This window comes from Thalassotalea agariperforans, from assembly GCF_053470345.1.
The window spans coordinates 467645-493673 of the sequence record NZ_JBQMWH010000002.1 but is presented as its reverse complement, the minus strand read 5'-3'; the positions used below and the strand labels follow the sequence as shown (position 1 = coordinate 493673).

Sequence of the window (26029 nt, the reverse complement as noted above, 5' to 3'; positions counted from 1 at the left end):
CAAAAGTGACAAGGCATTATATATACGAGTCTTGATGCACTTTAATAAAGTTAACAGTTCCTTGCTTAGTGTAATCAATTTTATATTCTTTGTTGTCAAGAGCTTGAATAAAAAGAAGCTTTTTCTCTTCACCAAATATTTCAACTGAGCCTAAATCGATGACTTCTTGGTAGTTCTTTTTAGCTTCAGATTTTTTATGGGGAATAGGGCCTTTGTAAGGGGCAATTCCTCTATTACTTACAATCACAGGCGAAGCCGAGCCGTTAATAATAATTAAATCTATTTTTCTAATTTTATGAATAATGGTATTTCTACCACTAGTGATAAAGTTTTTCTCGATCAAAACCAAGCTCCTTTTATGCTCGACAAGCGCAATAAATGACGAATATTAATTATTGCGTTTTATAGTTTTTTTGGGAAAAGCCGAGTCTGCTGTTATGACTTTTAATTTTTGTATACAAACCAATATATAAACTTTTCTAAAATAGCGCAATTAAATATGACAATATATGCCTTAATTTTCTTGAGTTTAGGTTAGTTTTCTGCTTTTTGATGTTTTCGCTCAATAAAATAACGTGGTGTTTCGGTTGAACCATGTATTTTTCTGCGGATCAAATCTAGCCCAATGGCCGCTACGGACTGCTGGAAATGCCAGCGATTTGATTTAACTTGTAAATAAACGCTTTGCAAGTGGCTATTATCTCCCCAAGCTAACCAAAAGCTACCAACCGGTTTTTCAGCAGTACCACCATCGGGGCCAGCTATACCTGAAACAGCAATCACCAGATCAGAGCCAGATTTTGCTAATGCGCCTTTTGCCATAGCCAACACCGTTTCTTCACTGACAGCGCCGTGCTGTTCAATAATTGAATTAGATACACCTAATATTGAATGTTTGATCTCATTAGAGTAGGTAACAAAACCCGCATGAAAAACAGCCGAAGCGCCAGCTTCTTTTGTTAATAGACTTGAAATTAAGCCACCAGTACATGACTCAGCGGTAGTTAATGTTTTGTTTTCTTTTTTCAGCAAATCAATCAAGGTAGCGGCTAGGCTTTGCGGCTGATCTTTTATTTCGCTGACAATATGATCACCTAAAAGCGCTTTGATTTTTGTTAGCCATTGTTCTTTTAGCTGCAAATCTTGATGACTACGAGAGGTTATCTTTAACTCTAATAAAGGCATGCTTGCGCGGTAACCAATCTCTAAGCTTGTTGGCCAGTTGGGGAATTGCTCAACTAATAACTTTTGTAAGCCTGACTCGCCATAACCAAATACTTGCAAGCGGGTAGTATGGCTGGTGATATCTGCAGGTAATTGTTTTTTTAACGCGGGAATTATTTCATCCGCTAGCATGACTTTTAATTCACTTGGCACGCCAGGAGTACAATAAATATCACAGTGATTGATTGTTAATTTAAAACCTACGGCACTGCCAACACTATTGGCAATAATGTCACAACCGGCCGGTAATATTGTTTGTTTAAGGTTTGGCTCATTAAGCTTAGCACCGCGGGCTTCGCACCATGTTTTTATATGAGCTAATGCGTCGGTGTGTTGTGATAAATCAACATTAGCGGCATTAGCTAATGCTTCAGCGGTTAAATCATCTGTTGTTGGGCCTAATCCACCATTAATAATAAGCACATCTGCTTGTTGACTGATTTGTTTTATTTCATTTATTAATAAAGACATATCATCAGAGACAGTAACTTTTCGTTTAACTTCTATACCTATCGCTTTTAATTGTTGAGCGATCATAGCCGAATTACTGTCAACAATATCGCCAGACATCAATTCATTACCCGTCAATAATAATTGTACTTTCACACAGATTTCCCTTAAAAAATTTTCATTAGAGTAGAATAGTTTGTTACTGATAGCAATGGCCGTATTAGGGAGCAGAGGTGATAAAATTCAGCAGTTAACATAGGGTTTATTACAAAATAAAATACAAATATCTGCACCAGAATAATGAGTTTTTAATTCAACGGTGATACTATTGCCGGCTTATAGCGTATCTTTCGTTTTTATTGGTGTTGGGCTGTGTAAATAGCGGCTATTTCAGCAGTAATAATAGCGATTTTAATGCTCATGTATTCAATAGTCTGTGGTAGTTTTATTTTTTTATGGTTTATTCTCGCGAGCTATTAATTGGCAAATGGTACCGAACGGATACGGATGAACAAGGTAATCAAGTATCTGAGTACGCTGAAATGTCAGCTGACGGTAGTTTTGAATTTACTTTTATTTACCAAGATATGGCTGGCGAAATCACTCAACAATCAATAGAATTGGGGGATTGGGGCTTAGTTGGCGATATTCATTTTACCATGACAAAAAGCGAATTTATTGATGATGAGCATTACGCAGTAGATTTGAACGAGCCAGATAACTATAATGCGTACCGCGTATTGGCTTTGACCAACCAAACATTTAAATATCAGCATGTCGTTTCTCAAGAAATATATATTTCTCGCCGCTTAACTAGTGATGTAGGAAATTGTTAATGACAACGTATTTATATAATTTTTCAAGTAAATGAGAAAACAATGAAGCAATTAAAAGCAGCAAGTTTAATTACTGCCATTAAAACCCCTTACTTAGCCGATGGTGAAATTGATTTAACCACTTACGATTGGCTGGTAGAACAGCAGATTTCAGCCGGTGTCGACGGTTTAATTGTTGGTGGTACCACAGGTGAAGGACACTTATTAAGCTGGGAAGAGCATATTATGTTGATTGCTCATACCGTGCATAAGTATGGCGAAAAATTAATTGTTGTTGGCAATACTGGTAGTAATAATACTCGTGAAGCATTAAAAGCGACAGAGCATGGTTTTGCTATGGGAATGGACGCAGCATTACAAATTAACCCGTATTATGGCAGAACATCAGATGCTGGTGTTGTTGAACATTTTAAACGTGTTTTAGAATTAGGGCCTGCATATATTTACAATGTGCCAAGCAGAACAGGGCAAGATTTAACACCTGAAATTATTGAACAAATTTCTGAGCATGAAAACTTTATTGGTGTGAAAGAATGTGCTGGTAATGATCGCATTGCCTATTATGAAGCGAAAGGTATTGCTTGTTGGTCAGGTAACGACGACGAAAGCTTTGCCGCGCGCCATCAGCATAAATCACATGGTGTAATTTCAGTAACTTCGAATATTGTTCCTGAAATTATGCGTACCTTGATGGATGATGAAAGCGCCGTTGAACTTAATCAAAAAGTACAAGGCATGATGGGCTGGTTATTTTGTGAACCAAATCCAATTGCAATTAATACGGCATTAATGATGACAAATGCGGTGAAACCTAATTTCCGTTTACCTTATCAAGCATTAACGTTAGCACAGCGTCAGCAAGGCTTTGATTTATTAACCGCCGTTGGTCAAGAAAACCTAGTAGGTGATGAATTAAACTTATTAGCGGATGATGATTTTACTTATTGTGTTTAACTAAATTAAAAGTTAGTTATCATAATCGGCTAATATAATTAGCAAACAAATAACAAAGCCCAACCAAATGTTCAATTTGGCTGGGCTTTTTAGTTTCTTAACTATCAAAAAAGTAAATTTAAAACGACTTATACGCAATGGTATTAATGTTCTGTTAAACAACTTTACATATTCGACAAGTTTGGCCGTAACTGATCCGGTAAAATTAGCTCTCTAGTTTGTTGGCTGATCGGGCAAATAAAGGCAAGTTTCACCGCGCATAACTGTAAATCAAGCCCGTTAAATTGCTGTTCATTTATGGTTTTGTCACCATGTAAGCGATCACCAATGATCGGAAAACCAATACTCGCGGCATGTTTTCGTATTTGGTGTTTTCTACCCGTGGCAATTTTTACATCAATTAACGAACTATTGCGGGCGCTATTAAACTGATTAAAATTGAAGATACTCAGAGATTCTTTATCATCAATGGGCGTATTAATAACAAGTGGGGAGCTTTGTGTGGAAAAATCTCCGGCAACAATTATTTGGTAATGTTTTTCAAAGTCATGCGCTTCAAACATTGCCGTTAACTTTTGTGTTGCTGTTTTACTATGAGCAACCATGATCAATCCTGTTGCCGCTTTATCTAAACGGTGAACAATAAAACAAGCTCTATCATGATTAAAATATTGCTGGGCAAAGCGTGTAATAGTGCAATGCTCACTCCATTTGCTGCCTTGTGACAACATGCCATAGGGTTTAAACCAAACACTGTAATCATGAAAGTCAGCAATCAATTTGGCTTCAGGTGTTGGCTGCGCTAATACCTCAGCGTTGTAATAAAAATGTACTTGGTCGTGCAATTGTAAGCTGGTTTTTAAGCGGCGTAAGCGATTAGTGCGTTTACGCCTAGTTAACCATAAAGCGCCTTTGTCTATCGCACTTTTAAGTTCAGCTTTAGATAAGGTTGGCGCGTTGGGTGTTTGTTGTATTTGTTGCTCTAATAAATGAATTAAGCTTAATTCAGCAGCGAGAACTGCGCCGGTTATATCGATATGTAATTCAAATTTATGCACTTACTCACTTCTTATCAATAATAATGGCTATTAGACGGTAGTTTATCAGAAGCAAAGCCTGTTATTATAGAGTAATAGCAATAAATGCATGAAATAGGAAAACGAACAAATGATAACACGCGATAAAGATTTATTTCCTGAAGATGAAACCGGTGATAACTTGTGGCATTTGTTAAATCAGGGCTGTGATCTTAATCAAATTTTTGAAATTGAATTTTCAATGATTTTTCCAACGCAGCAACAAGCATTGGCTTTTGCGCAAATTTTGTTAGAAAACAACCAAAAAATTTCTTTTACACCTTATGATTCGCACCCTAGCCACAATTGGGAAATTACTGCTTATCCATCAATGCCATTAAATTATCAAACCTTAACGGGTTATCAAGACTTGTTAGTTACTCATGCAGAGCCAGAGTCGGGTTTATTTGATGGTTGGTATTGCCCAGAGGTTGCTGATTATTTACCTGATGAAAACGTTAATTAAGGCCGAATGATGATAGATAGCAGCCTATTTAAAGCATTAGGAAAACAAAGTGCGAAATCATTTAATGATCAAAAAGCATTGATCAAAAAAGTATTAGCGGGGCGCACTATGGTGTGCGAACACTGTAAACAAGTGATTGAGTTCTACGATAAAAAAGTAAAAAAAGAGCAAATTGAACCAGCCGTGATCCGCTGTAAAAAAGGTTGTACGGATATTGAACTCGATATTGTTTAAGCAGAGTTAGCCATTAATATGAACAAAAAAGGGTTGATTATCATGAGCTATTCACGCACTTTAACCAACCATTTTTTAGCTGTTAATATTGCTATTTTAAGGTGTTAACTCTAAAAGCATATACGCCTAAATGACCAAAGCAGTATAAAAACAAGCCCAGTAATACTAAAGCAGAGCCAAAAATTAAACTTTGGCTGATCATTTCCCCATTAAATTGATGACCTAACATAATAGCGATAATTGGTGTCATTAACGTGACTAACGAAACCGTACTTGCCGATAAACGCTGTAGCACATAAAAATAGGCAATAAAGCCAAGTAATGAGCCAAATACCCCTAAATAGATAATGCTCCATAGTGCTTTTGGCTGCCAATCAGGCATCACAAAGTTACCATCAAGCACTAACCAAGTAATAACAAAAAAGGGCAGAGTTATCGTTAGCGTACCAACCGTGCTGGCGATTGGATGTATTTTAATAACAACACTTTTAACTAATACGCCGCTTACTGAAAATAAGTTAACCGCAATAAACACATATAACAGCCCAATTAAGTTGTTTGGCATGTGTAATAAATTATCAAAGCAAACGATTAATAAGCCCAAAAACGCGATCACTAAAGCGAATTTTTTTTCTAAAGTAAAAGGTTTTTCTTTAATTAATTTTTGCGAATACAAGCCTGATAACAAAGGGGCTAAGCCAAAAATTAACGAGATCAAACCAGACGGCACACTTTGCGCTGACAGATAAGTAAAAAACATACCACCGGCAATACCAATAGCGGAAAAGCTATATAAGCGCACAGCCTGTTTATGCCAAGGAAAAGTAATTTTCGCCAGCTTAATTACCGCTAAACCTAATACCAAGGCGATCACCATTCGCATCAATAAAGCCAATGTTGGGCTTACTGAGGCTGAACTCCAAACAATACCGAGTGGGGTTGTTGACCAAATTAATATAACGGCGATATAGGCAGCGGCTAATTGCATTACTTTTACTCCTTAGTGTTAAACGCCAAGAGAGCAAAACGGTGAATAGAGAAAGAGAAGTTTTCTAGCCACAGAATTTGATCTCTGTGGCGATTAGGTTATTGCTTAATTGTTACGACTAACTAAAACCCATCCACAGAAACACGAACGACGTGCGTTGACGAAGCGAATTCGCCATAGTGCATTGTTGCGTTTATTGAGTAGTTTGGGCATTAAGTTAAACATAGTTAATAAGCAATTCCTGATTGATGAAACCTGATAATGGCGGCTGATTAATATTAAGTCAATTGTTTTTAAGATAAATTTTTACAGCGCTTAAATTACTTAAATCATCGGCGAATCAAAAAGCTTTTTACCTTCTTTAATAATGTGTTGGATCGCGGGATGTTTAATTTTTCGATCAGGCGAAATTAAATAAAACACATCTTCAATATCATTGGTTTTCCCGATGAGTTTAACATCGAACTGCTCTAAAACATGCTGTTCGGTGATGGTAGGCGCACAAAAAATACCATAAGCAGCTTGTGAAAAATACATGGCTAAAGTAGCGTCATCAAACTCGCCAATCACTATAGGCGTTAGATTTAATTCTTCGAACCAAGATTGTAAATGATGTTTTTGATTTGAACCTTCGCCGGTCATAAAAAACATTTGCCCGTTTAGCGATTGCGGAAATTCACCGGTTAGTTTATCGACGATATTTTGATGGGCAAAAAAACTGAAACCACTTTTGCCTAATAAATGACTATGCGCTTTTATTGCCGAACCATTTGGTAGCGGGCTATCGGTTAAAATGGCATCGAGTTTATTTATCGCGAGTTCACTTAATAACACCTCTAAATTGGTTTCTTTACACACCAACTTTATTTCGTCGTCCATGGTGTAAATTGTTTTTAAAAAGTTAAAGGCAAACACCTTGGCAATGACATCGCTAACACCAATTGAAAACCGAGTTGATACGTTTTTACTCCGGTTTTTAATGGTACTGGTTAATTCATCGCCTAAATTAAATATTTCAGCAGCATAACTATAAGTTACATGGCCTATTTCATTTAAAATTAGCCGTTTTCCTCTGCGTTCAAACAACGGATAGCCTAATTGATTTTCTAATGTCGTTAACTGATGGCTTAATGTTTGCGGCGTAATATGCAGTACTTCCGAAGCCTTAATGATGCTGCCCATTTTGGCAATGGTGTAAAAATAATGTAAATGGTGGTAATTCAATTTTGCCATATTTATCCATGTTTAGTTTCTGCTTCAATGCTTTATATTGTTGTGCAGGAAAATTCGTTAATCAACTTTTTTCGATGATATTGTTAGCTATAATCGACTATAACTTGTTTTTATTCTGGTTTATAACAAAGGGTCTCATGTGAAGGAGTTATTATGTCTGAGAATAAGATAATTTTACGTTGGAAAGCTTTTATAAAAAATGACGCTAGTTCTGGCATGGTTTTAGTGATGTTTGCATTACTCGCGTTGATTCTTGCTAATAGCCCATTAAAAGGCGCTTATAATGATTTTTTAGAATTCCCTGTCAGTATTACCCTTGGTGATTTTCAAATTGCGAAAGCGTTAATTTTATGGATTAACGATGGTTTGATGGCGGTATTCTTTTTTGTTGTTGGTTTAGAAATTAAACGGGAATTATTCTATGGCCAACTCTCTCGCCCTGATCAAATTGTACTTCCTTTTTTAGCTGCGGTGGCCGGAATTGCCTTTCCAGCGATTATTTATACCTTATTTAATTACCAAGATGCGGTTGCTATGGGGGGCTGGGCCATTCCGTCAGCTACCGATATTGCTTTTGCATTAGGTATTTTTATTATTTTTGGTAAATATTTACCTACCAGTTTAAAACTGTTTTTATTATCGGTAGCGATCATTGATGATATTGGTGCTGTTATTATTATTGCGCTGTTTTATTCAGAAGATTTATCGCCGACATCATTACTTATTGCGTTGATAGGATTAGCGGTTTTATTTTTATTTAATCGACTAAGACTTGAAAACAAAACGCCGTTTATTTTGGTTGCCATAGTCGTTTGGGCTGCGGTATTAAAGTCAGGCGTACATGCCACGTTAGCGGGTTTTGTTATTGCTTGGTTTATTCCAATTGCGCGAGATAAAACTAAATCGATGTCGCATAAAATAGAGCATGACTTACACGCATGGATTGCTTTTTTTGTGTTACCTATTTTTGCTTTCGCCAATGCTGGCGTATCATTAACAGACGCTTCAGTTGATGAGTTATTTACCTCAATTTCTATCGGTATAATCGGGGGGTTATTCCTTGGTAAGCAGTTAGGTATTTTTATTGCCTGTTGGTTAGCGATTAAACTTAGGTTATGTAAATTACCGGAAGGCGCAACATGGACACAACTTTATGGGGTGTGTTTGTTGTGTGGTGTTGGTTTTACCATGAGTTTATTTATTGGCTCGTTAGCTTTTGAGTCACAAGGTTTGGGCTATTTAACACAAGTTAAAGTGGGGGTATTAATCGGTTCAATTGTTTCTGCTATTGCCGGTGCTATAGTGATCAGTAAATCTTCTAAAAAAGTATTAAAAGCAAAAGAAGGGGTTAACTAATGAAAATGAACAAAATATTGTCTCTAATTCTATTTACTTTTTTTATTGCTAGCTTTCAAGTTAAAGCTAGCTTTAAAACTGAGCTTATTGAAGCATGTAAACGCTACCAGCAAAATGTAAAAGCTGAACCACTCAATGGCTGTAAACTTTATATTGATGGTTTTATTGATAGTGCGGTGTTATCTGAAAATGCGGTAATTTTATCAACGCAACAGTTGGCTAATAATCAGAAAAAAAGTGATTTTATTAAACGTGTTTATCAAACGCGCTTAAACAACGGCTTAGAGAGTAAAAATGTTTCATATCAGTTTTGTATTCCCCAAGAGCTGACACGTCAAACCATTACCTCGGAAGTTGCTAAGCTATTAAATATTGATGACTTAAATAAAAAGGAATTTAAACAGGTAGTATTTGAAGCTTTAGTGGCTAAATTTCCTTGTCGGTAATTTAATGAGCCAGAAGCCAGAAGCCAGAAGCCAGAAGCTAATAGCCATACTAATTAAGTGATCAGGCTTAATTATCAATAGGGAGCAAATTGCTCCCTATTTCATTTTTATCAAAACAAATTTATTCGCTTCATGCACTTTGACGGGGATTAATACCATTCCGTATAAAGAGGTGTTCATTCAGAGCGCTATGGGCGGCATTAGAACAAACAAAATTTGTGAAGATATAGTTATTCTACATCAAATAAATTTTGTGCAGTTATCATGCTGCCCATACGTTCCCAAAGGGCGACGTACCTTTAATAAAAAGTAAAGGCTTATAGCCAGCGTTATTGATTTTGACAAGGTTCCCCATGGATGTAGAACATTAGGGGAACGCAGGAGTAGTTACCGAGAATAACCATTATCTTCAATCAATGCCTCTAAGCCTTTAAATTCTCGCTAAGCGAGCACTTTCTTATACGGATTGGTATAAGTATAATGTTCGGTTAAATTACCTTTTACTTTGTCTCTTGATATGCAACCTCAGCTAAACCATACCTTAAAAACCCTTTTTGGCTTTGATCATTTCCGCCAAGGTCAAGAGCAAACCATTCAACAACTATTAGCCGGCCAATCATCTTTAGCTATTTTCCCAACTGGCTCAGGTAAATCCTTGTGTTATCAATTTACTGCTACCCAATTACCTCATTTAACCTTAGTGGTGTCACCTTTGTTGGCGTTAATGAAAGATCAATTAGCGTTTTTAAAAAGCAAAGGTATTGCCGCAGCTAGTATTGACTCAACCCTTACACCTGAAGAAAACAAACAAGTGGTGGCCGATGTACGGGCAGGTCATATTAAAATATTAATGGTGTCGGTTGAGCGTTTTAAAAATGAGCGCTTTCGTCAGTTAATCGGCTCAGTACCTGTATCTATGTTGGTGGTTGATGAAGCCCATTGTATTTCAGAATGGGGGCATAATTTTCGCCCTGATTATTTAAAGCTGCCGCATTATTTAGCACAAATGGCGAGTTCGCAAACCGAGCCACCGCGAGTTTTGTTATTAACTGCAACAGCAACAAAAAAAGTTAAACATGATATGGCCACTAAGTTTGCCATTAAGCCTGAGCATATAGTGCAAACGGGTTTTTATCGGGGAAATTTAGATTTATCGGTACTTGCCGTTACCAGCAATGAAAAAAATCAGCAGCTAGTTCATAGCATTTCACAGCAGACAGGGGCGGGTATTGTTTATGTGACCTTACAGCAAAGCGCAGAGCAGGTGGCGGAATATCTACGTAGCCAGCACATTAATGCGCAAGCTTATCATGCCGGTTTTGCTGATGAGCAAAGGCAACAAATTCAAGACGATTTTATGAATGACCGCTGTCAGGTGATTGTTGCCACCATTGCCTTTGGTATGGGCATTGATAAATCTGACATTCGTTTTGTTATTCATTACGACTTACCTAAATCTATTGAAAACTACAGTCAAGAAATTGGCCGAGCAGGGCGCGATGGTAATGCTGCAAACTGTATTACCTTGGCAAATTTAGATGGTTTAAATACCGTTGAAAACTTTGTTTTTGGTGATACCCCTGAACTTGCCGGTATTGAGGAAGTGCTAAATGACATTAAACAACAAAGTGCTAATGGCCGTTGGGAATTACAAGGCTTAACTTTATCGAACGACAGCAATATTAAACAATTGCCGTTAAAAACCTTACTGGTGCAGCTAGAATTATTAGGGGTTATTCAGCCGCAGTTTTCATACTTTGCAGATTTTAAATATAAGTTTTTGGTTGAGCAGCAAACAATTTTGGCTAAATTTCCAGGTGAACGTGGTGATTTTCTGGCTGCGGTATTCAAATATAACCAAATGAAAAAAGTATGGGCCGAGCCAGATTTTGAAGCATTATTTAGTCATTATCAATGTGAACGCAGTCGGGTGGTGGCAGCGCTGGAATATTTGCAAGAGCAGCAATTAATTAGCTTAGAAACGAAAAAAATTACCGAAGTGTTTACTGTTGATGTGAACAAGCTTAACCAGCCTAATTTAGCCGCTTGGTTAACAGACTATTTTCTTGATAAAGAAGAAAAAGAAATTAAGCGTATTGCTGCGTTAGTACGATTTTTTGAACTTGATCGCTGTTTAAGTGCCAACCTTGCCCGTTATTTTGACGATAACCAAGTACCTGAGCAGTGTGGGCATTGTAGCGTATGCCGAGGGCAAGTGACAAAACTTAGCTATTCTCCTGAATACGCACAAAGTATGTTAGCTAAAGTTGATGACACCGCTTTATTGGCGGTATTAAAAGAATTTACCGAGCACATGGCCAAACATAAGGTTAAACGTGAAATGTTATCTATTGATACCTGTTGCCGATTTTTAGCGGGCTTAAGTGTGCCAATTTTTAGTCGAAATAAAGTAAAACAGCTTAGTGGCTTTGCTTTATGTGAACAGCAACGTTATCAAGATATTCGTGACAAGGTGACGCAGTTATATTCAACGCTATAAGGTTTTTTAGTGTTAATAGTAAAAAATATATTTTAAATCTTTGTATGTCGTTTTGGGTTATAACTTGTAAACCTTTCGCGACAAGCTATTTAAACTTAATTTTATATTTTTTCGTGTGATTTCAAATCGTTTAGCAGATCTTCATAAGATATTTCAGGCTCGTTGGCTCTTTCTGATAACGTAGCTAAATCTTCTTGGTCTTCACGCATTTTTAAGGCTTGATATCTGTCTGACTCAAAATAAGCCGTAGAACGTTTTGATAGTTTACTCATGGTAAAAGCTCCAATTATTAAGTAACGATATTATGCTGTTGTGATGTTATTGTATGCTGTAGAGCAATTAAGGGATTAACTGTTGTTGCAGAATTAGCCCTTTCTTTACTTGAAAACTTCCAGCAATAAAAAAACAACACTAGATACAAAATAACCTGCAATAATCCAAAATCCAGATTTTAATATTGGTTCACATAGCATTTTTGATTTAGGAGAAAATTTCTCCATTGCATGTTGAGGAAAGAATAAAAGATAACAACTAAAACCTGCAAGTAAATATACAACACCAATCCCTCTATGAGCTATATGTATAACCTCATGATTCAGAGCTATTTGAGCTTTATTAAAGCCAGAATAATGCTCAAAGTAGCCGTTAAATATTAACAAATAAATAATAAAAAGAGCTAAGGCTATAAAGCGATGAAATAACATGTACACTCCATTGTATGTTAATCCTAAATTAATGGGGTACAAAAACAGCTCGCTGTTTTTTGTACCGTTTGAATGGGTTATATGTACACTTCTTCAAAATCAAGAGAAAAGTGTGTTTTACTGAGTTTAGCTTTAAAAATAGGAATGTTTTTATTTCCTATTAACTTACTTAATGAATTCTGCTCTTCTTCAGAAACCCTACAACCTAAAAAGATTGAGGAAATACATTCTGAAGGTAATTCAAATAAAAAGATTGAAGATGGTAATACAGCTAGAGACGAATATATTTCATTTAAAACAGATTCACTATGACTGCTGTTCATTTCCTCCTCATCATCTGTAGCACTGCCATAAAGTTCTTTATTATCTAGTTCTATACATTCGTCAGAATTAACTTTGAACGATGTTCTTTCATCATTCGTATTTATAACATCAAATAGATCGATGTAAAGATCATCATAAAACTCATGAAGTTTTCTAAATAATTTTGTGTCAACACTTACCATATCAGCTTTCATTAAGCTTGATAAAATACGGTGCTCTTTTTCGTAAATCCAGTCATCACTTTTGGTTAATAAAAGCTCTTTAACACTAACATTGCTTTGAAGAGGAGAATAGCGTTCACGATTGTACAAAACACGTTCAATAGTGTTTTTAGAAGAAAATTTATAATTAAAATAGTAAGAGAGTTTTTCATAATCAAATTCGACAACAATTCCTTTATGCTCAGAAGCATAATGTGACCACATTAAAAGGTTGTTGTAATTTTCGGTAAAGGAAATTACACCTATTTCATTGAAGTTTCCGTTTAGAGAGTACTGTTCTGCTTTTTCAAAAAAATCATCACTTAAGCCTTCTTTAATTACTTTATCTATAAATTCTTGTGCAGGGCTTAATTCAAAAGGGTCATTAAGAACACCGCGCTGGCTAGCTCGGAGGCAAAAGTTATTAAAGAAGTCCTTTCGAAAAGGCATGTACTTGTAGATTTTCTTCATAGTTTCATGTACGTATAACAGTAGAGTTAACGTGAAGGTTTCTGCAAAACACGTTATTAATTTCTACTAGGCTAATCCATAACGCTATAACAATCAATCTGTTATAGCGTTTCTGAAATTAAAAGTTGCTGATAAAAGAAAAGGAGCCGAAGCTCCTTTTGTATCATGTTAATGTTTGTTTTGCGCTTAGCTTATGGCTTAGCCAATAAACTTACGAGCATTGCGGAACATGCGAACCCAAGGTGAGTCTTCTAACCACTCATCAGGGTGCCAAGAGTTAGCTACCGTACGGAAAACACGCTCAGGATGTGGCATCATAATAGTGACACGACCATCGGTGGTGGTTAACGAGGTAATACCGTCTGGTGAACCGTTCGGGTTAGCAGGGTATGTTTCTGTTACATCACCGTAGTTATTAACAAAACGTACGGCAACTGTGCCTGAATTGTTCGCGGCATCAATAGCTTCATCTGAGGTAAATTCAGTACGACCTTCACCGTGAGAAACTGCAATTGGCATACGAGAACCTTCCATACCTTTAAAGAAGATTGACGGGCTTTCTTGAATTTCTACTAATGAGAAACGTGCTTCAAAACGCTCTGATTCATTTTGTACAAAACGAGGCCAGTGCTCAGAGCCAGGGATAATTTCTTTTAAGTTAGAAAGCATCTGACAACCGTTACAAACACCTAATGAGAAAGTGTCTTCACGTTCAAAGAAGGCTTTAAACATAGCGCGAGCGTTAGCGTTGAATAAAATTGATTTTGCCCAACCTTCACCAGCACCTAAAACATCACCGTATGAGAAACCACCACAAGCAACTAAGCCGTTGAAGTCAGCAAGATCAACACGACCTGTTAAAATGTCAGACATGTGAACGTCAATGGCAATAAAGCCAGCGCGGTCAAATGATGCCGCCATTTCTACATGCGAGTTAACACCTTGCTCACGTAAAATAGCAACTTTTGGATTAGTTTCAGCAACCGCATCTTTAGCAATTAAGTCAGCAACAATGTCTTCGTTAATATCAAAGGTTAAGTTGGCGTTTAAACCTGGGTCTTCAGTGTCAAATTTAACGTCGAATTCTTCTTGTGCACATTCTGGGTTGTCACGTAACGATTGCATTTTTAATGTCGTTTCAGCCCAAACAGTACGGAAGTAAGTACGTGAGTTTGACAATACTTCTTCACCGTTACGGCTAAAGTTGATCATGTCTTCGTTATTTAAAGTACCAATAACTTTAACTAACTCGCCAATGCCATGCTCAGCAAATACCGCTTTTACTGCGTCTAGTTCTGAGTTTAATACTTGAATAACACCACCAAGCTCTTCACTAAATAATACTTCTAAATCACTACCTTGGTGAGCTGATAAGTCAATATCAACACCAGTGTGACCAGCAAAGGCCATTTCAGCAACGGTTGTGAATAAACCACCGTCAGAAATATCGTGGTAGGCTAATAATTTTTCATCAGCTACTAAGCTTTGCATCGCATTAAAGAAACCTTTTAAGTGCTCAGCGTTATCAACGTCTGGGGTTTCTTTACCTAATTGTTTGTAAACTTGGGCTAAACATGAACCACCTAAACGGTTTTTACCATTTGATAAGTCAATAGCAAGTAAGCTGCTTTCGCCTTTGTCACTACGTAATTCAGGTGTTACGGTTTTACGAATATCTTCAACACGGCCAAACGCTGTGATGATAAGTGATAGTGGCGACGTTACTGATTTATCTTGACCATCTTCAGTCCATTGGGTTTTCATTGACATTGAGTCTTTACCCACAGGTACTGTTAATCCTAATGCAGGACAAAGTTCTTCACCAACGGCTTTTACCGCTTCGTACAGACCCGCGTCTTCACCTGGGTGACCTGCTGGCGACATCCAGTTAGCTGATAATTTAATGCGGTTTAAATTACCAATGTCGGTACCGGCAATATTTGTTAATGACTCAGCAATAGCTAAACGTGCTGATGCACCGTAGTTAAGTAGGGCAACAGGTGTGCGCTCACCTAATGACATAGCTTCACCGTGGTATGAGTCAAGCGCTGCGGCAGTAACACCACAGTCAGCCACTGGTACTTGCCAAGGGCCAACCATTTGGTCGCGATTAACCATACCGGTAACACTGCGGTCACCAATGGTAATAAGGAAGGTTTTTTCAGCAATTGTTGGTAAACGTAATAAACGATCAGCGGCTTCAGCAACAGAAATACCTGATAAGTTTAAGTCATCACCTTGAGTTGGAATTGATTGTACGTCTTTAATAATTTTAGGGGTTTTACCTAAAAGGACATCAAGTGGTAAATCAATTGGTGTGTTGTTTACTGGGTCATCAGCAAAGTGTGAGTCAGTAACTGTTAAATGTTCTTCTTCCGTGGCTCGGCCAACAACTGCAAATGGTGCGCGTTCACGTTCACAAATTGCTTGGAAAACAGGTAATTGTTCGTCAGAAACGGCTAATACATAACGTTCTTGAGATTCGTTACACCAAATTTCATGTGGTGCCATGCTGCGCTCGTCGTTTGGTACGTTACGTAATTCAAAAACACCACCACGGCCACCGTCAGACACTAATTCAGGGAAGGCGTTAGATAAACCACCAGCGCCAACATCATGAATAAATAAAATAGGGTTGTCTTCACCTAACTGCCAACAACGGTCGATAACTTCCTGACAACGACGTTCCATTTCAGGGTTTTCACGTTGTACTGAAGCAAAGTCTAAGTTTTCAGCTGATTGGCCTGATGCCATACTTGATGCAGCACCACCACCTAAACCAATGTTCATGGCTGGACCACCTAAAGCAATTAGGTTAGCGCCAACACAAATTTCACCTTTTTGTACGTGCTCGTCACGAATATTACCTAAACCACCTGCAAGCATAATTGGCTTGTGGTAACCACGTACTTCTTCACCGTTAAACGAGTTAACTTTTTCTTCGTAAGTACGGAAATAACCTAAAATAGCAGGGCGACCAAATTCGTTGTTAAATGCTGCGCCACCTAATGGGCCTTCTAACATAATATCTAAGGCGTTAACGATACGGTCTGGTTTGCCAAAATCACTTTCCCAAGGTTGTTCAAAACTTGGAATACGTAAGTTAGAAACAGAAAAACCAACTAAACCGGCTTTTGGTTTAGAACCAACACCTGTGGCACCTTCATCACGAATTTCACCACCAGAACCTGTTGCTGCACCTGGATATGGTGAAATAGCGGTAGGGTGGTTATGGGTTTCAACTTTCATTAAAATTTGAATGTCTTCGTGGTGATAACCGTATTCATTGGTTTGAGAGTCAGCAAAAAAACGACCCGCTTCACTACCAACCATAACCGCAGCGTTATCTTTATAAGCAGATAAAACAAAATCAGGATTAAGTTCGTAGGTGTTTTTGATCATTTTAAATAATGATTTTTCTTGCTTAACACCGTCAATTGTCCAATCAGCATTGAAAATTTTATGACGACAATGTTCAGAGTTTGCTTGTGCGAACATGTAAAGTTCGATGTCGTGAGGGTTACGACCTAATTTAGCAAAGTTTTCTGCCAGATAAGTAATTTCGTCATCAGCAAGTGCTAAACCTAAATCAATGTTGGCTTTTTCTAACGCGTCACGACCACCGCCAATCACGTCAACCGACGATAATTTACCTGGTTCAGCAGTAGCAAATAAATTGTTAGCAGCAGAAAAGTCGCTAAAAACCACTTCCATCATGCGATCATGAATTAAGCTTTTTAACGTTTGTTCTTGCTCAGCACTTAACTCAGCTTCAACATAATAAGCAATACCACGTTCTAAACGTTCAACTTTACTTAAGCCACAGTTATGGGCAATATCGGTTGATTTAGAAGACCAAGGAGAGATAGTACCTGGACGCGGAGAAACTAAATATAAAGTACCCGCTGGTTCATGTTCTTCAATTGTTGGGCCGTAAGTTAGCAATTTTGCTAATACGTTCGCTTCATCAGCGGTTAATTCTGCTGATAAATGCGCAAAGTGAGTAAACTCTGCATAAATTTCGTTGATAGGAAGGTTAGCTTCTGCACATTGATTTAATAGTTTTTGAATACGAAAATCAGATAGTGCCGGAGCGCCACGAAGGGTTTGGATCAACATCGCCATTATAGTTTACTCACCAGTAAATTTATTATATTCATCACAGTAAACAATATTGCTTATCTGCTTGTAGAATAAGGGGGAAAAATCGCGCGTATTATAGTGGAAATTATGGTTAATACCAAGCCCATTAAGTTATTTCCTACGCGGCAATAATTAAAAGGCTTAGCGGCAAGGCATTGATTGCAGATTATGATAATTCTTTTATCAAAATTGATAACGCAGCAGATAAGCCTTTAAGCTCGGTAATTGTAGTGCAGAGTTAAGGAAAAATTTAATATCGAATAAAAATAACTAAAAGTGCTTTCAGAATATTTAAAATAGCGACACAATAGTAACCTATGACAGTAAGATTTATTAAAACCTTCGTTGAACACACCAAAGCCGTTAATTATTTTATAGCGGTTGTTGCTTGTTGTTTATTTTTAAGCGCTTGTAATAGTGATAAGCAGCCTTCTAACTTAAAAGATATTCTCGCACGAGGCGAATTAAATGTCGGTACGTTATTTGGTCCGAACAGTTATTTTATTGATGCTGAAGGGCCGGCGGGTTTTGAATATGAACTGGCTAAAAAATATGCGGAACATTTGGGTGTTAAGTTAAATATTGTTTCTAGTTACAATTTAGAAGAGCTATTACCTAAATTAGAAACCGGTGAGGTCGACTTTTTAGCGGCAAGTTTATTAGTAACGCCTAATCGCTTGAGTTCATATAAGTTTTCACCAAGCTATAACGAAGTTAGCCAAAAGTTAGTTTTTAAACAAGGGCAGGTGCGTCCTCGTAAAATTGAAGACTTAACTGGCCGTTTAATTGTCACCTCGCATTCTAGTCATGCAGAAAAATTACGAGAGCTAAAAGCACAATACCCGCAATTAACTTGGCATGAAACTTCTGAACTTGATAACGAAGAACTACTCAAAAAACTGCTTGATGAAGAGTACGATTATGCTGTGGTAGACAGTAATACGCTGGCGATTAATCGACGTTATTATCCTGAAATTAGTATTGGTTTTACTATTCAAGAACCACAGCCTTTGGCGTGGGCAATGAGCCAAGCGTCTGATGACTCTATTCTTGCTAGCCTTATCGAATTTTTTGGCGAAGTTCATCATAATGGCACCTTACTGGCGTTAAATGATAAATATTATGGTCATATAGAAGAATTTAATTATGTTGATACCCGAGCATTTATTGCCGCGGTTGAAAACACTTTACCTAAATATCAACCTTGGTTTGAAAAATACGGTGCTGATATTGATTGGCGATTATTAGCTGCAATTAGTTATCAAGAATCACATTGGAATCCGCGCGCTCGTTCATACACCGGTGTTCGAGGTATGATGATGTTAACCTTGCCAACCGCTAAACAAATGGGGGTTAAAAGCCGATTAGATCCAGAGCAAAGTATTCAAGGTGGCGCTAAATATATTAAACGCTTGATTGATAAAATGCCTGAGCGTATTCCTAACCCTGATCGTATTTGGTTTGCCTTAGCCTCGTATAATGTTGGTTTTGGTCATTTAAATGACGCGCGTATTATTACCCAAAAACAAGGCGGTGATCCTGATCGCTGGGTTGAAGTTAAAAAACGCTTACCCTTATTAAAGCAGCGCAAATATTATAAAAAAACTAAATATGGTTATGCGCGTGGCGATGAAACGGTAAATTATGTGGAAAATATTCGTCGTTATTACGACACCTTAACTTGGGTTGATGACCAAAAGCCGAATAAAAGTAACAATGATAAGAGTGAGCTTGCCGTTGTTAATGAAGTTGACAGCGAATAATGGATTACATGGTATAAGGTGATTAATTAAAATAGCGTATTTCACAAAACTGTCATATTGATCTAGGATACTGATTAAGCATTAAGCATTAAGCATTAAGCATTAATAAAAGGAAAAATAAATGGTATCAAATCAAAGACGTCAATTATGCGCAACCAGACGTAAACGTTTAGTTCATGATCGACGAAAAAAGATCGTTGAAAGACGACATGTGTTTTATAACTTAACACTAGAAGCGCAATCATTTCTTAAATAAAAAACGACCAGCCTAGGTCGTTTTTTATTTATCGTCTTATTTTATTTATCGCCTTATTAGTGTTCTTACATTATCCTCATTCCCAGCTAAGTACAAATAAACCCTTATCTTTTTCTTTTTATTTCCGTTAGAATCCTGACTCTTATTTATTAAGGTAATTTCGTTTAAGCAAAGGATTTATTTAGATGAAAAATGAATTTCAGTTTCTTGCAACATGCCAAAAAGATGCCGCTAAAATGCTATATGATAATGGCATTGCAGGGCTTGCAATTACTTTTTTTGCCGCATGTTTATTAGTACTTTCCTTTGATAACCCTCAGGTTAATAGTTTTAAATATGGCTGGTTAGCCGCCATGGGAGCAATGATTTTTATTCGTCTTTTAGATGTTTTATGGTGGAAAAAAAATCATTTAAATACTGACTTTAATGGTCAAAAATCAATTCAGCGCTTTGCTATCGGTGCTATTGCTACCGCGTTTATGTGGTGCGTTTATTCCTTATATATTTTCCGACACCAAGAAGTTATTGAGCTTGCTTGTACTATTATGATTGTTTCGGCTTTAGCTGGCGGTGCGAGTACTGTGTTGGCTGCCAATAAAACTGCCGCTACCTTATATCCTGTTATTTTACTTTTACCTTTTTCATTGGCTTTATTATTTGCTGGCGAAGAATATCAGCAAATTTTAGGGGTATTAGGAATAGGTTTTACATTGGTGATGTATAGCATTGCGGCAAAATCGGCTGAATTTACTAGCCAAGCTATTAAGCTAAAAAATGAAAACATGTTGTTAGTGCATAATATGGAAGAGCAAGTTGCACAAAGAACGATGGAAATTCATCATTTATCGAATATTGATCCTTTAACAGGATTATCAAATAGAACGGCTTTTTTATTCAAATTACAGCAACAGATGGACTTTTGTGACTATCATCAGCAAAACTTAGCGGTATTATTTATTGACCTTGATGGTTTTAAAAAAATAAATGACAGTTTAGGGCATGAAGTTGGCGATCAAATTCTTAAAGAAACCGCCGAGCGCTTAAACCAATTACAAGAAAAACATTTATTGTGCCGTTGGGGCGGTGATGAGTTTTTAATTGCGATCAGTAATCAAACGGAACATGAAATTGTTCAATTTGGTAAACAGGTTATTGCCAGCATTAATCAAAGTTACATGCTTGAAAATAATCGCTTGTCATTAGGTGCCACTATTGGTGTTGCTTATTTTCCTGAACATAGTAAAGATAAATTAAAGCTAATTGAATTAGCCGATACTGCAATGTATTTTCAGAAAAAACTCGCATCATGTAATGTGAAAGTATTTTCACAAGAGTTAGGTAATCAATTGCAACGCGAGCAGAAATTAAAAGATAGGTTAGCGCAAGCGATTGAAAATAATGAATTACGCTTAACATATCAGCCGATTCAACAATCAAGTGATCATAAAATTACCTCCTTTGAAGCGTTGATCCGCTGGCAGCTTGATGGTGAAACTATTCCTCCTGAAGAACTTATCATGATTGCTGAGCAATATGGCATGATCCGTAAGGTAGGTCATTGGGTTTTAAGTAATGCTTGCCAAGCTGCTAAATTGTGGAACACAAATGGTCGTAATATTTCTGTAAGTGTTAATGTTTCGGTTATTCAATTTCAAGATGCTGACTTTATCGACTTAGTGAAAAAGTCACTAGCGCAAAGTCAGTTATCAGCCAATTTGTTACATTTAGAGATCACCGAAACCGTATTTATTGTTAACCCTACAATGTTATTTGAACGGATCAAAGTTTTACAAAGCTTAGGCATTCAAGTGTCGATAGATGATTTTGGCACAGGTTTTTCTTCCTTGTCGGTTATGCAAGATTTAGGCGTTAATATTATTAAAATAGACAAGGTATTTGTTGATAAAATTACAACCAGTGGCTTAGCTATTATTGAAGCGGTTATGCAAATAGCCACTACCTTAGGCTATAAGGTAGTGGCTGAAGGTGTTGAAACTAAAGAACAAGCGATGTTATTGAAAAAAATGGGCGTGCATTTTTTACAAGGCTTTTATTTTGATAAGCCGATTGAACTAGCAGAATTGTCTGACTATTTAGCTAATGCAGATAATAACAGCTTTAATAACCTTGATGATTTTTCGCTGACATCAACCGATGATAATAAATGAGTTTGTGTTAATAATTGAATATAAGGCGAGGGCTGATGACAGAAAATGAAACAATCGCTTCGCCTTGTATACGTAATTGTTGCTTGAATGAAGAAGATGTTTGCCTTGGCTGTTTTCGCCATATTGATGAAATACTTGCTTGGGGCAAAGCAACCAATGAGCAAAAGTTAACGATATTATCTACAGTTGAACAACGGAAACAGGCAAAAAACGTTGCCGATTCATTTAAATAAAATGCATTTTTAACGATGCTCGCTTTATATGCCTAAACTCGGAATAATTCTTTAGCCGGAGATAGGTTATACAGCTGAGTTGCACATGAGTTAATGTGTATACAAATAGGTACTCAAAAACTTCAAATTCAGCTGTATTCCAAGCGCTTAAATAGCTTAAATGTTTTTATTCAGTTGACCAATTGCGTCAACAACCTGTTTTGCTCCAACTTGTATATCACTAATGACATCACCGGCTTCATTTGAAAGCTGTAGGGCCTTTTCTAGCTCATTCATGCTATCTTCAATTAATGCAACTGCGTTTTCAGTGAGTTTTTTGTTTTCAGAAACTACCGTAATAATTTCTTCCGTGGCGGTACTGGTTCTTAAGGCTAATTGTCTTACTTCATCAGCAACAACTGCAAAACCTCTACCTTGATCACCCGCTCTGGCGGCTTCGATTGCGGCATTAAGCGCCAATAGGTTGGTTTGATCGGCAATCCCTCTAATACTTTCAACTAATTGCGCTACCTTTTGTGATTGCTCATCGAGTTCAAAAATCCCTTTGCTTGCACCACTCATTTGGGTGGATAGTTGCGTCATTGTTTCAATAGTTGAGTTAATAACATTAATTGCATTTAAAGTATTCGTATCTGTTGTTTTAGAAATATCGTAGGCGATCTCAGAAGTGTCAGATATGGCAAGTTCTCGATTCATTTGTTCAGTAATAACCGTAGCGAACTTAACAACTTTATATAACTTGCCGCTGTCATCGTGTATAGGGTTGTAAGAAGCTTCAAGCCATACTTCATTGTTATAGCTATCTATTCGTTTAAATCGATTGGAAACAAACTCTCCGGCTTTTAATTTGCGCCAAAAATTTTGATATTCCTGAGAGTTGGCGTCTTCTGGAGTACAAAAAATACGATGGTGCTTTCCAATAATTTGCTCTAGCGTGTAATTCATGCCGTTAAGAAAATTTTCATTGGCATTTAAAATAATACCATCTAGGTTAAACTCAATCACCGCTGATGAACGGGTTAATGCAGCGAGCATGTCTTTATGCTCTCTTGATTGTGAAATAGTATTGGTTAATTCGGCAGAATAAACGATAAGTTCTTTCGCGTCGTTTTCGTTGGTAGTTCTTGGTTGGATAATACTGCGAAACCAAAGTTCTTTGTTTGTTTTAGCTGTAAATTGTACAGCGCCATGCCAATGTTTTCTAGTTTGTAATGCTTCAAGCATTCTTTGGCCGTTTGCATGTTCAATATAGCTTTTAGGAAGAAAATTATTGATATTTTGGTTTAAAACGTCACTTTCCTCATAACCACTTGATTGTAGAAACAATGAATTAACTTCAATAATATTATTGTTAATATCTAAAGCATAATATGCCATTTCATCTTTGAGATCTTTTTGAATATCATGAAAAATAGCTAATTCTTTTTCGAGAGTTTCAATTTTATTTAGCAGCTTATTTTTACCAAAGAGCATGTTTTTATCCTTAATACTTTTAGCGTTTAGGGGTAGTTAACTTAATTGTTTTAGCTAATTATTGAATATGGTAATTAAGTTATCTGACAAACTTAAAAAAGTATAGCTTAGTTATTGTAATCAATCAGTATTTTAACTGATTGATTACAAATGCTTTACTTAGCTTATTAGAAACAGCGTGTTAAAGGTGGTTAAAATAGCAGATTGTTTTATTCGGGCATATCTTCGTTATTTTTGGCGTTTATACCACTTTGCTCAGCGTACAGGCTATAAAAATCAAAAAAGTCTTTGGTTAACTTTGTTTCAATTTCTGAAGCCATATCGGTTGGGCAAAACACCACAAAGGTGGTTTTAATACGGCCTAAATCGGTTGTGCTAATACCAATAGTTGGCTCTGGCCCCGGTAAGGTTACATCCAAACTACGTTCGATCATGGCATTATAACGTTCGGCAACGCTATGAAAGTCAGCACAATATTCTTTCGCTTTTGCCAATAATAAATCTTTACTTTTGTACGGGTTATAGCTGCTATTCATCGTGATTGAAAATTGATGAGAGACATAACGCTTTAAAAAGTTTAGGTTTTTAATTGGCTGCGTGATCAACTGATTATTAGGAATAAATAAGGTTTTACCCGTATAAGAATAATTGCTTTGGTCAATTTCTAACATGGTCAGTTTAGCCCAATCGGTTGAGGTAACTTCACCACAAAAGGGGCCGGTTTGTACCCAGTCACCAACACGAAATGGACTAGTACTAGTGACATACAAAAAGCCAATAAAACATTGAATATATTCACGTGTTGCTAACACAATGGCAACAACAAAAGCGGCAATAGAAAATGCAAATTTTTGTAGTTCATCACCCCATAAATAAAGTAAAAAAGCTAACAAAAACAAGTTCAATAAGTTTTTGAAAGAGTTGATGTGGTAGCGATGATCTTTGTTTTTTCTACGTGATCTGTGTTTTACCCAACGTGCGATGTAATGCTTAATTGGGTAAGATAAAAGAATAATAACAATTGATGTTATTACTTTGTGTTCTAAAAATATACTCATAATAAAAAGAGACTACCGAGTCCGAGAAAAATTAAAAAGCCGACTACATCGGTTACGGTGGTTAACAGTACCGCACCCGACAAAGCAGGGTCAAGCTTAAGCTTGTTAAGTAACGAGGGGATAAGTACACCCGCAGCGGCAGCAGCGATCAAATTCCCTAAAATAGCGACCGCTAAAACTAAACTTATGCCTAAATCGCTGAACCATAAATAAGTAACACTGCCGATAATGGCAGCCCAAATAATGCCATTGGTTAAGCCAACTTTGAGTTCTTTAATTAATAACGCTTTTAAGTTGCTTTCAGTAATTTGGCCTAAGGCTAATCCTCGCACAATTAAGGTTAAGGTTTGGCTGCCGGAGATACCGCCCATGGAAGCGACTACCGGCATTAATACGGCTAAAAGCACAACTTGTTGTAAGGTTACTTCAAATAAACCGATCACACCGGATGCTAAAAAAGCGGTTAATAAATTAATGCCTAACCAAATGCCACGGTTTTGTGTACTTTGTTTTACGGTGGCAAAAAGATCTTCGTCGTTATTTAAACCACCGGCTTTGGTTAATTTATTATCGGCTTCTTCTTCTTTTATTTGATACGCTAAAGCGATAGTAAAACGACCAATAAATAAGCCATTATCGTCACAAACGGGTAACGACATTTTTTCAGATAGCACTAATTCTTCAGAAGCGGCCATTAAATCTTTATTGGCATTTAATTTTAAAAAGTCGGTTTCAATTAGATCAGCTAAAACACCGCTATCATCAGCATTTAATAGTTTGTTAATGGCGACAACACCGGTAAGTACGCCTTGTTTATCAACGGTATAAAATTCATCGGTATAAGGGTGAATACCTTTATTTAATAAACGTTTAGCACTCGTGATTTTAAGTTTGTCAGAAATGCGAACATAATCATAATCAAGCCAGTGACCGAGTTGATCGTCATCATACTGTTGCGCTTGGTGATAAAGTTTTGTTTGTGAGTCGTCAAGTTGCTTGATGGCATAATTTAAAAAACGATCGGGTAATGCCTCTGCAATTTCAAGCAACTCTTCAAAATCAATTTGCGCTAATAATTCAAAACAGCTTTGATCCGGTAAGGTATCAATTAACCAACGTCGAGTTTCTTTTTTTATCTCAATAAAAGCAATACGTTGAACATCGGGGTCAAAGTGAGACCATACCGCTAAACGTTTTTCTAATGGTACCGCTTCTAACAATAAGGCGTATTGTTCATCAAATAACAAAGAAGATAAGTTTGATAAAACGCTATTGAGTTCGGTGTCGCTGCTTGTGTTAAGAATGTCATTAATTAAAATGGATAACTTATCGATGTTGGTTTCACTCATAATTGCCATTCTTACTGTTTGAGTTAGAAGAGGTTATACCCCTAGTATTTCTTACTAGGGGTACTTAAAAGATGATATCACCGCTGCTGGCTATGATAAATTTTCGGTAATAAATTCATTCATA

The 26029-nt window shown here is 36.9% G+C and carries 22 protein-coding genes; 10 read left to right on the top strand and 12 right to left on the bottom strand.

Annotated elements, in window-relative coordinates:
* Window positions 1–16: 16 nt before the first annotated feature.
* Complete coding sequence (locus ACSLUO_RS05345; protein ID WP_448246834.1) at window positions 17–343, bottom strand: hypothetical protein; 327 nt, start codon at window positions 341–343, stop codon at window positions 17–19.
* A gap of 191 nt (window positions 344–534) precedes the next feature.
* Window positions 535–1830, bottom strand: a complete 1296-nt coding sequence (locus ACSLUO_RS05340) for a CinA family nicotinamide mononucleotide deamidase-related protein (RefSeq protein ID WP_448246832.1) — start codon at window positions 1828–1830, stop codon at window positions 535–537.
* A 299-nt stretch (window positions 1831–2129) separates the two neighbouring features.
* Here ACSLUO_RS05340 and ACSLUO_RS05335 point away from each other — a divergent pair, with 299 nt between their 5' ends.
* Together ACSLUO_RS05335 and dapA are read left to right on the top strand one after the other, a co-directional pair.
* A complete protein-coding gene (locus ACSLUO_RS05335) occupies window positions 2130–2510 on the top strand; it encodes a hypothetical protein (RefSeq protein WP_448246830.1) in 381 nt (126 codons plus the stop codon).
* Window positions 2511–2552: 42 nt separating this feature from the next.
* On the top strand, window positions 2553–3464 hold the full coding sequence (gene dapA / locus ACSLUO_RS05330; protein ID WP_448246828.1) for a 4-hydroxy-tetrahydrodipicolinate synthase: 912 nt from the start codon (window positions 2553–2555) through the stop codon (window positions 3462–3464).
* 164 nt (window positions 3465–3628) lie between these two features.
* Here the strand turns inward: dapA and ACSLUO_RS05325 are convergent, their stop codons facing one another.
* Window positions 3629–4522, bottom strand: a complete 894-nt coding sequence (locus ACSLUO_RS05325) for an RluA family pseudouridine synthase (RefSeq protein ID WP_448246827.1) — start codon at window positions 4520–4522, stop codon at window positions 3629–3631.
* Window positions 4523–4631: 109 nt separating this feature from the next.
* Between ACSLUO_RS05325 and ACSLUO_RS05320 the strand changes: the two genes are divergently transcribed.
* Window positions 4632–5006 carry a ribonuclease E inhibitor RraB gene (locus ACSLUO_RS05320; protein WP_448246825.1) on the top strand — a complete coding sequence of 125 codons (375 nt, stop codon included), beginning with the start codon at window positions 4632–4634 and terminating at the stop codon, window positions 5004–5006.
* A gap of 6 nt (window positions 5007–5012) precedes the next feature.
* On the top strand, window positions 5013–5240 hold the full coding sequence (locus ACSLUO_RS05315; protein WP_448246824.1) for a hypothetical protein: 228 nt from the start codon (window positions 5013–5015) through the stop codon (window positions 5238–5240).
* A 91-nt stretch (window positions 5241–5331) separates the two neighbouring features.
* Here ACSLUO_RS05315 and ACSLUO_RS05310 read toward each other — a convergent pair whose 3' ends face one another.
* Both ACSLUO_RS05310 and nhaR read right to left on the bottom strand, forming a co-directional pair.
* Window positions 5332–6228: a DMT family transporter gene (locus ACSLUO_RS05310; RefSeq protein WP_448246822.1), complete on the bottom strand. Its 897-nt coding sequence runs from the start codon at window positions 6226–6228 to the stop codon at window positions 5332–5334.
* A 324-nt stretch (window positions 6229–6552) separates the two neighbouring features.
* Window positions 6553–7461, bottom strand: a complete 909-nt coding sequence (nhaR, locus tag ACSLUO_RS05305; protein WP_448246821.1) for a transcriptional activator NhaR — start codon at window positions 7459–7461, stop codon at window positions 6553–6555.
* Between the two features lie 153 nt (window positions 7462–7614).
* Here nhaR and nhaA point away from each other — a divergent pair, with 153 nt between their 5' ends.
* From nhaA to ACSLUO_RS05290, 3 genes are all read left to right on the top strand, one after another.
* Window positions 7615–8817: a Na+/H+ antiporter NhaA gene (gene nhaA, locus ACSLUO_RS05300; RefSeq protein ID WP_448246820.1), complete on the top strand. Its 1203-nt coding sequence runs from the start codon at window positions 7615–7617 to the stop codon at window positions 8815–8817.
* On the top strand, window positions 8817–9263 hold the full coding sequence (locus ACSLUO_RS05295) for a Rap1a/Tai family immunity protein (protein ID WP_448246819.1): 447 nt from the start codon (window positions 8817–8819) through the stop codon (window positions 9261–9263). Before nhaA ends, ACSLUO_RS05295 begins: the two co-directional genes overlap by 1 nt.
* 517 nt (window positions 9264–9780) lie before the next feature.
* Complete coding sequence (locus ACSLUO_RS05290; RefSeq protein WP_448246817.1) at window positions 9781–11763, top strand: RecQ family ATP-dependent DNA helicase; 1983 nt, start codon at window positions 9781–9783, stop codon at window positions 11761–11763.
* Between the two features lie 101 nt (window positions 11764–11864).
* On the opposite strand, the gene ACSLUO_RS05285 is transcribed toward ACSLUO_RS05290, so the two are convergent.
* The 4 genes from ACSLUO_RS05285 to purL all read right to left on the bottom strand — a co-directional run bounded on the left by ACSLUO_RS05285 (window position 11865) and on the right by purL (window position 17581).
* Window positions 11865–12035, bottom strand: a complete 171-nt coding sequence (locus ACSLUO_RS05285) for a CopG family transcriptional regulator (protein WP_448246815.1) — start codon at window positions 12033–12035, stop codon at window positions 11865–11867.
* 105 nt (window positions 12036–12140) lie between these two features.
* A complete protein-coding gene (locus ACSLUO_RS05280) occupies window positions 12141–12467 on the bottom strand; it encodes a hypothetical protein (RefSeq protein WP_448246814.1) in 327 nt (108 codons plus the stop codon).
* 77 nt (window positions 12468–12544) lie between these two features.
* Window positions 12545–13441 (bottom strand): DUF2971 domain-containing protein, encoded by an 897-nt coding sequence (locus ACSLUO_RS05275; RefSeq protein WP_448246813.1) that lies wholly within the window; start codon window positions 13439–13441, stop codon window positions 12545–12547.
* A gap of 219 nt (window positions 13442–13660) precedes the next feature.
* Window positions 13661–17581, bottom strand: coding sequence for a phosphoribosylformylglycinamidine synthase (gene purL, locus ACSLUO_RS05270; RefSeq protein WP_448246876.1), 3921 nt, complete (start codon window positions 17579–17581; stop codon window positions 13661–13663).
* Between the two features lie 341 nt (window positions 17582–17922).
* On the opposite strand from purL, the gene mltF reads away from it, so the two are divergent.
* The 3 genes from mltF to ACSLUO_RS05255 all read left to right on the top strand — a co-directional run bounded on the left by mltF (window position 17923) and on the right by ACSLUO_RS05255 (window position 22025).
* Window positions 17923–19368, top strand: a complete 1446-nt coding sequence (mltF, locus tag ACSLUO_RS05265; protein WP_448246811.1) for a membrane-bound lytic murein transglycosylase MltF — start codon at window positions 17923–17925, stop codon at window positions 19366–19368.
* Between the two features lie 441 nt (window positions 19369–19809).
* On the top strand, window positions 19810–21792 hold the full coding sequence (locus ACSLUO_RS05260; protein ID WP_448246809.1) for a putative bifunctional diguanylate cyclase/phosphodiesterase: 1983 nt from the start codon (window positions 19810–19812) through the stop codon (window positions 21790–21792).
* A gap of 35 nt (window positions 21793–21827) precedes the next feature.
* Window positions 21828–22025, top strand: a complete 198-nt coding sequence (locus tag ACSLUO_RS05255) for a DUF1289 domain-containing protein (RefSeq protein ID WP_448246808.1) — start codon at window positions 21828–21830, stop codon at window positions 22023–22025.
* Window positions 22026–22181: 156 nt separating this feature from the next.
* Here ACSLUO_RS05255 and ACSLUO_RS05250 read toward each other — a convergent pair whose 3' ends face one another.
* From ACSLUO_RS05250 to ACSLUO_RS05240, 3 genes are all read right to left on the bottom strand, one after another.
* The gene (locus ACSLUO_RS05250) at window positions 22182–23498 is read right to left on the bottom strand and encodes a methyl-accepting chemotaxis protein (protein ID WP_448246807.1); all 1317 of its coding nucleotides are present in this window, start codon (window positions 23496–23498) and stop codon (window positions 22182–22184) included.
* Window positions 23499–23707: 209 nt separating this feature from the next.
* Window positions 23708–24556, bottom strand: a complete 849-nt coding sequence (locus ACSLUO_RS05245) for a mechanosensitive ion channel family protein (protein ID WP_448246806.1) — start codon at window positions 24554–24556, stop codon at window positions 23708–23710.
* Window positions 24553–25905, bottom strand: a complete 1353-nt coding sequence (locus ACSLUO_RS05240) for a magnesium transporter (protein WP_448246804.1) — start codon at window positions 25903–25905, stop codon at window positions 24553–24555. Before ACSLUO_RS05240 ends, ACSLUO_RS05245 begins: the two co-directional genes overlap by 4 nt.
* Window positions 25906–26029: the final 124 nt, after the last annotated feature.

Coding starts and splice junctions, on each gene's coding strand:
- ACSLUO_RS05335 (WP_448246830.1), top strand. CDS start 2,130: ATGGTTTATTCTCGCGAGCTATTAATTGGCAAATGGTACCGAACGGAT.
- dapA (WP_448246828.1), top strand. CDS start 2,553: ATGAAGCAATTAAAAGCAGCAAGTTTAATTACTGCCATTAAAACCCCT.
- ACSLUO_RS05320 (WP_448246825.1), top strand. CDS start 4,632: ATGATAACACGCGATAAAGATTTATTTCCTGAAGATGAAACCGGTGAT.
- ACSLUO_RS05315 (WP_448246824.1), top strand. CDS start 5,013: ATGATGATAGATAGCAGCCTATTTAAAGCATTAGGAAAACAAAGTGCG.
- ACSLUO_RS05310 (WP_448246822.1), bottom strand. CDS start 6,228: ATGCAATTAGCCGCTGCCTATATCGCCGTTATATTAATTTGGTCAACA.
- nhaR (WP_448246821.1), bottom strand. CDS start 7,461: ATGGCAAAATTGAATTACCACCATTTACATTATTTTTACACCATTGCC.
- nhaA (WP_448246820.1), top strand. CDS start 7,615: ATGTCTGAGAATAAGATAATTTTACGTTGGAAAGCTTTTATAAAAAAT.
- ACSLUO_RS05295 (WP_448246819.1), top strand. CDS start 8,817: ATGAAAATGAACAAAATATTGTCTCTAATTCTATTTACTTTTTTTATT.
- ACSLUO_RS05290 (WP_448246817.1), top strand. CDS start 9,781: ATGCAACCTCAGCTAAACCATACCTTAAAAACCCTTTTTGGCTTTGAT.
- ACSLUO_RS05285 (WP_448246815.1), bottom strand. CDS start 12,035: ATGAGTAAACTATCAAAACGTTCTACGGCTTATTTTGAGTCAGACAGA.
- ACSLUO_RS05280 (WP_448246814.1), bottom strand. CDS start 12,467: ATGTTATTTCATCGCTTTATAGCCTTAGCTCTTTTTATTATTTATTTG.
- ACSLUO_RS05275 (WP_448246813.1), bottom strand. CDS start 13,441: ATGCCTTTTCGAAAGGACTTCTTTAATAACTTTTGCCTCCGAGCTAGC.
- purL (WP_448246876.1), bottom strand. CDS start 17,581: ATGTTGATCCAAACCCTTCGTGGCGCTCCGGCACTATCTGATTTTCGT.
- mltF (WP_448246811.1), top strand. CDS start 17,923: ATGACAGTAAGATTTATTAAAACCTTCGTTGAACACACCAAAGCCGTT.
- ACSLUO_RS05260 (WP_448246809.1), top strand. CDS start 19,810: ATGAAAAATGAATTTCAGTTTCTTGCAACATGCCAAAAAGATGCCGCT.
- ACSLUO_RS05255 (WP_448246808.1), top strand. CDS start 21,828: ATGACAGAAAATGAAACAATCGCTTCGCCTTGTATACGTAATTGTTGC.
- ACSLUO_RS05250 (WP_448246807.1), bottom strand. CDS start 23,498: ATGCTCTTTGGTAAAAATAAGCTGCTAAATAAAATTGAAACTCTCGAA.
- ACSLUO_RS05245 (WP_448246806.1), bottom strand. CDS start 24,556: ATGAGTATATTTTTAGAACACAAAGTAATAACATCAATTGTTATTATT.
- ACSLUO_RS05240 (WP_448246804.1), bottom strand. CDS start 25,905: ATGAGTGAAACCAACATCGATAAGTTATCCATTTTAATTAATGACATT.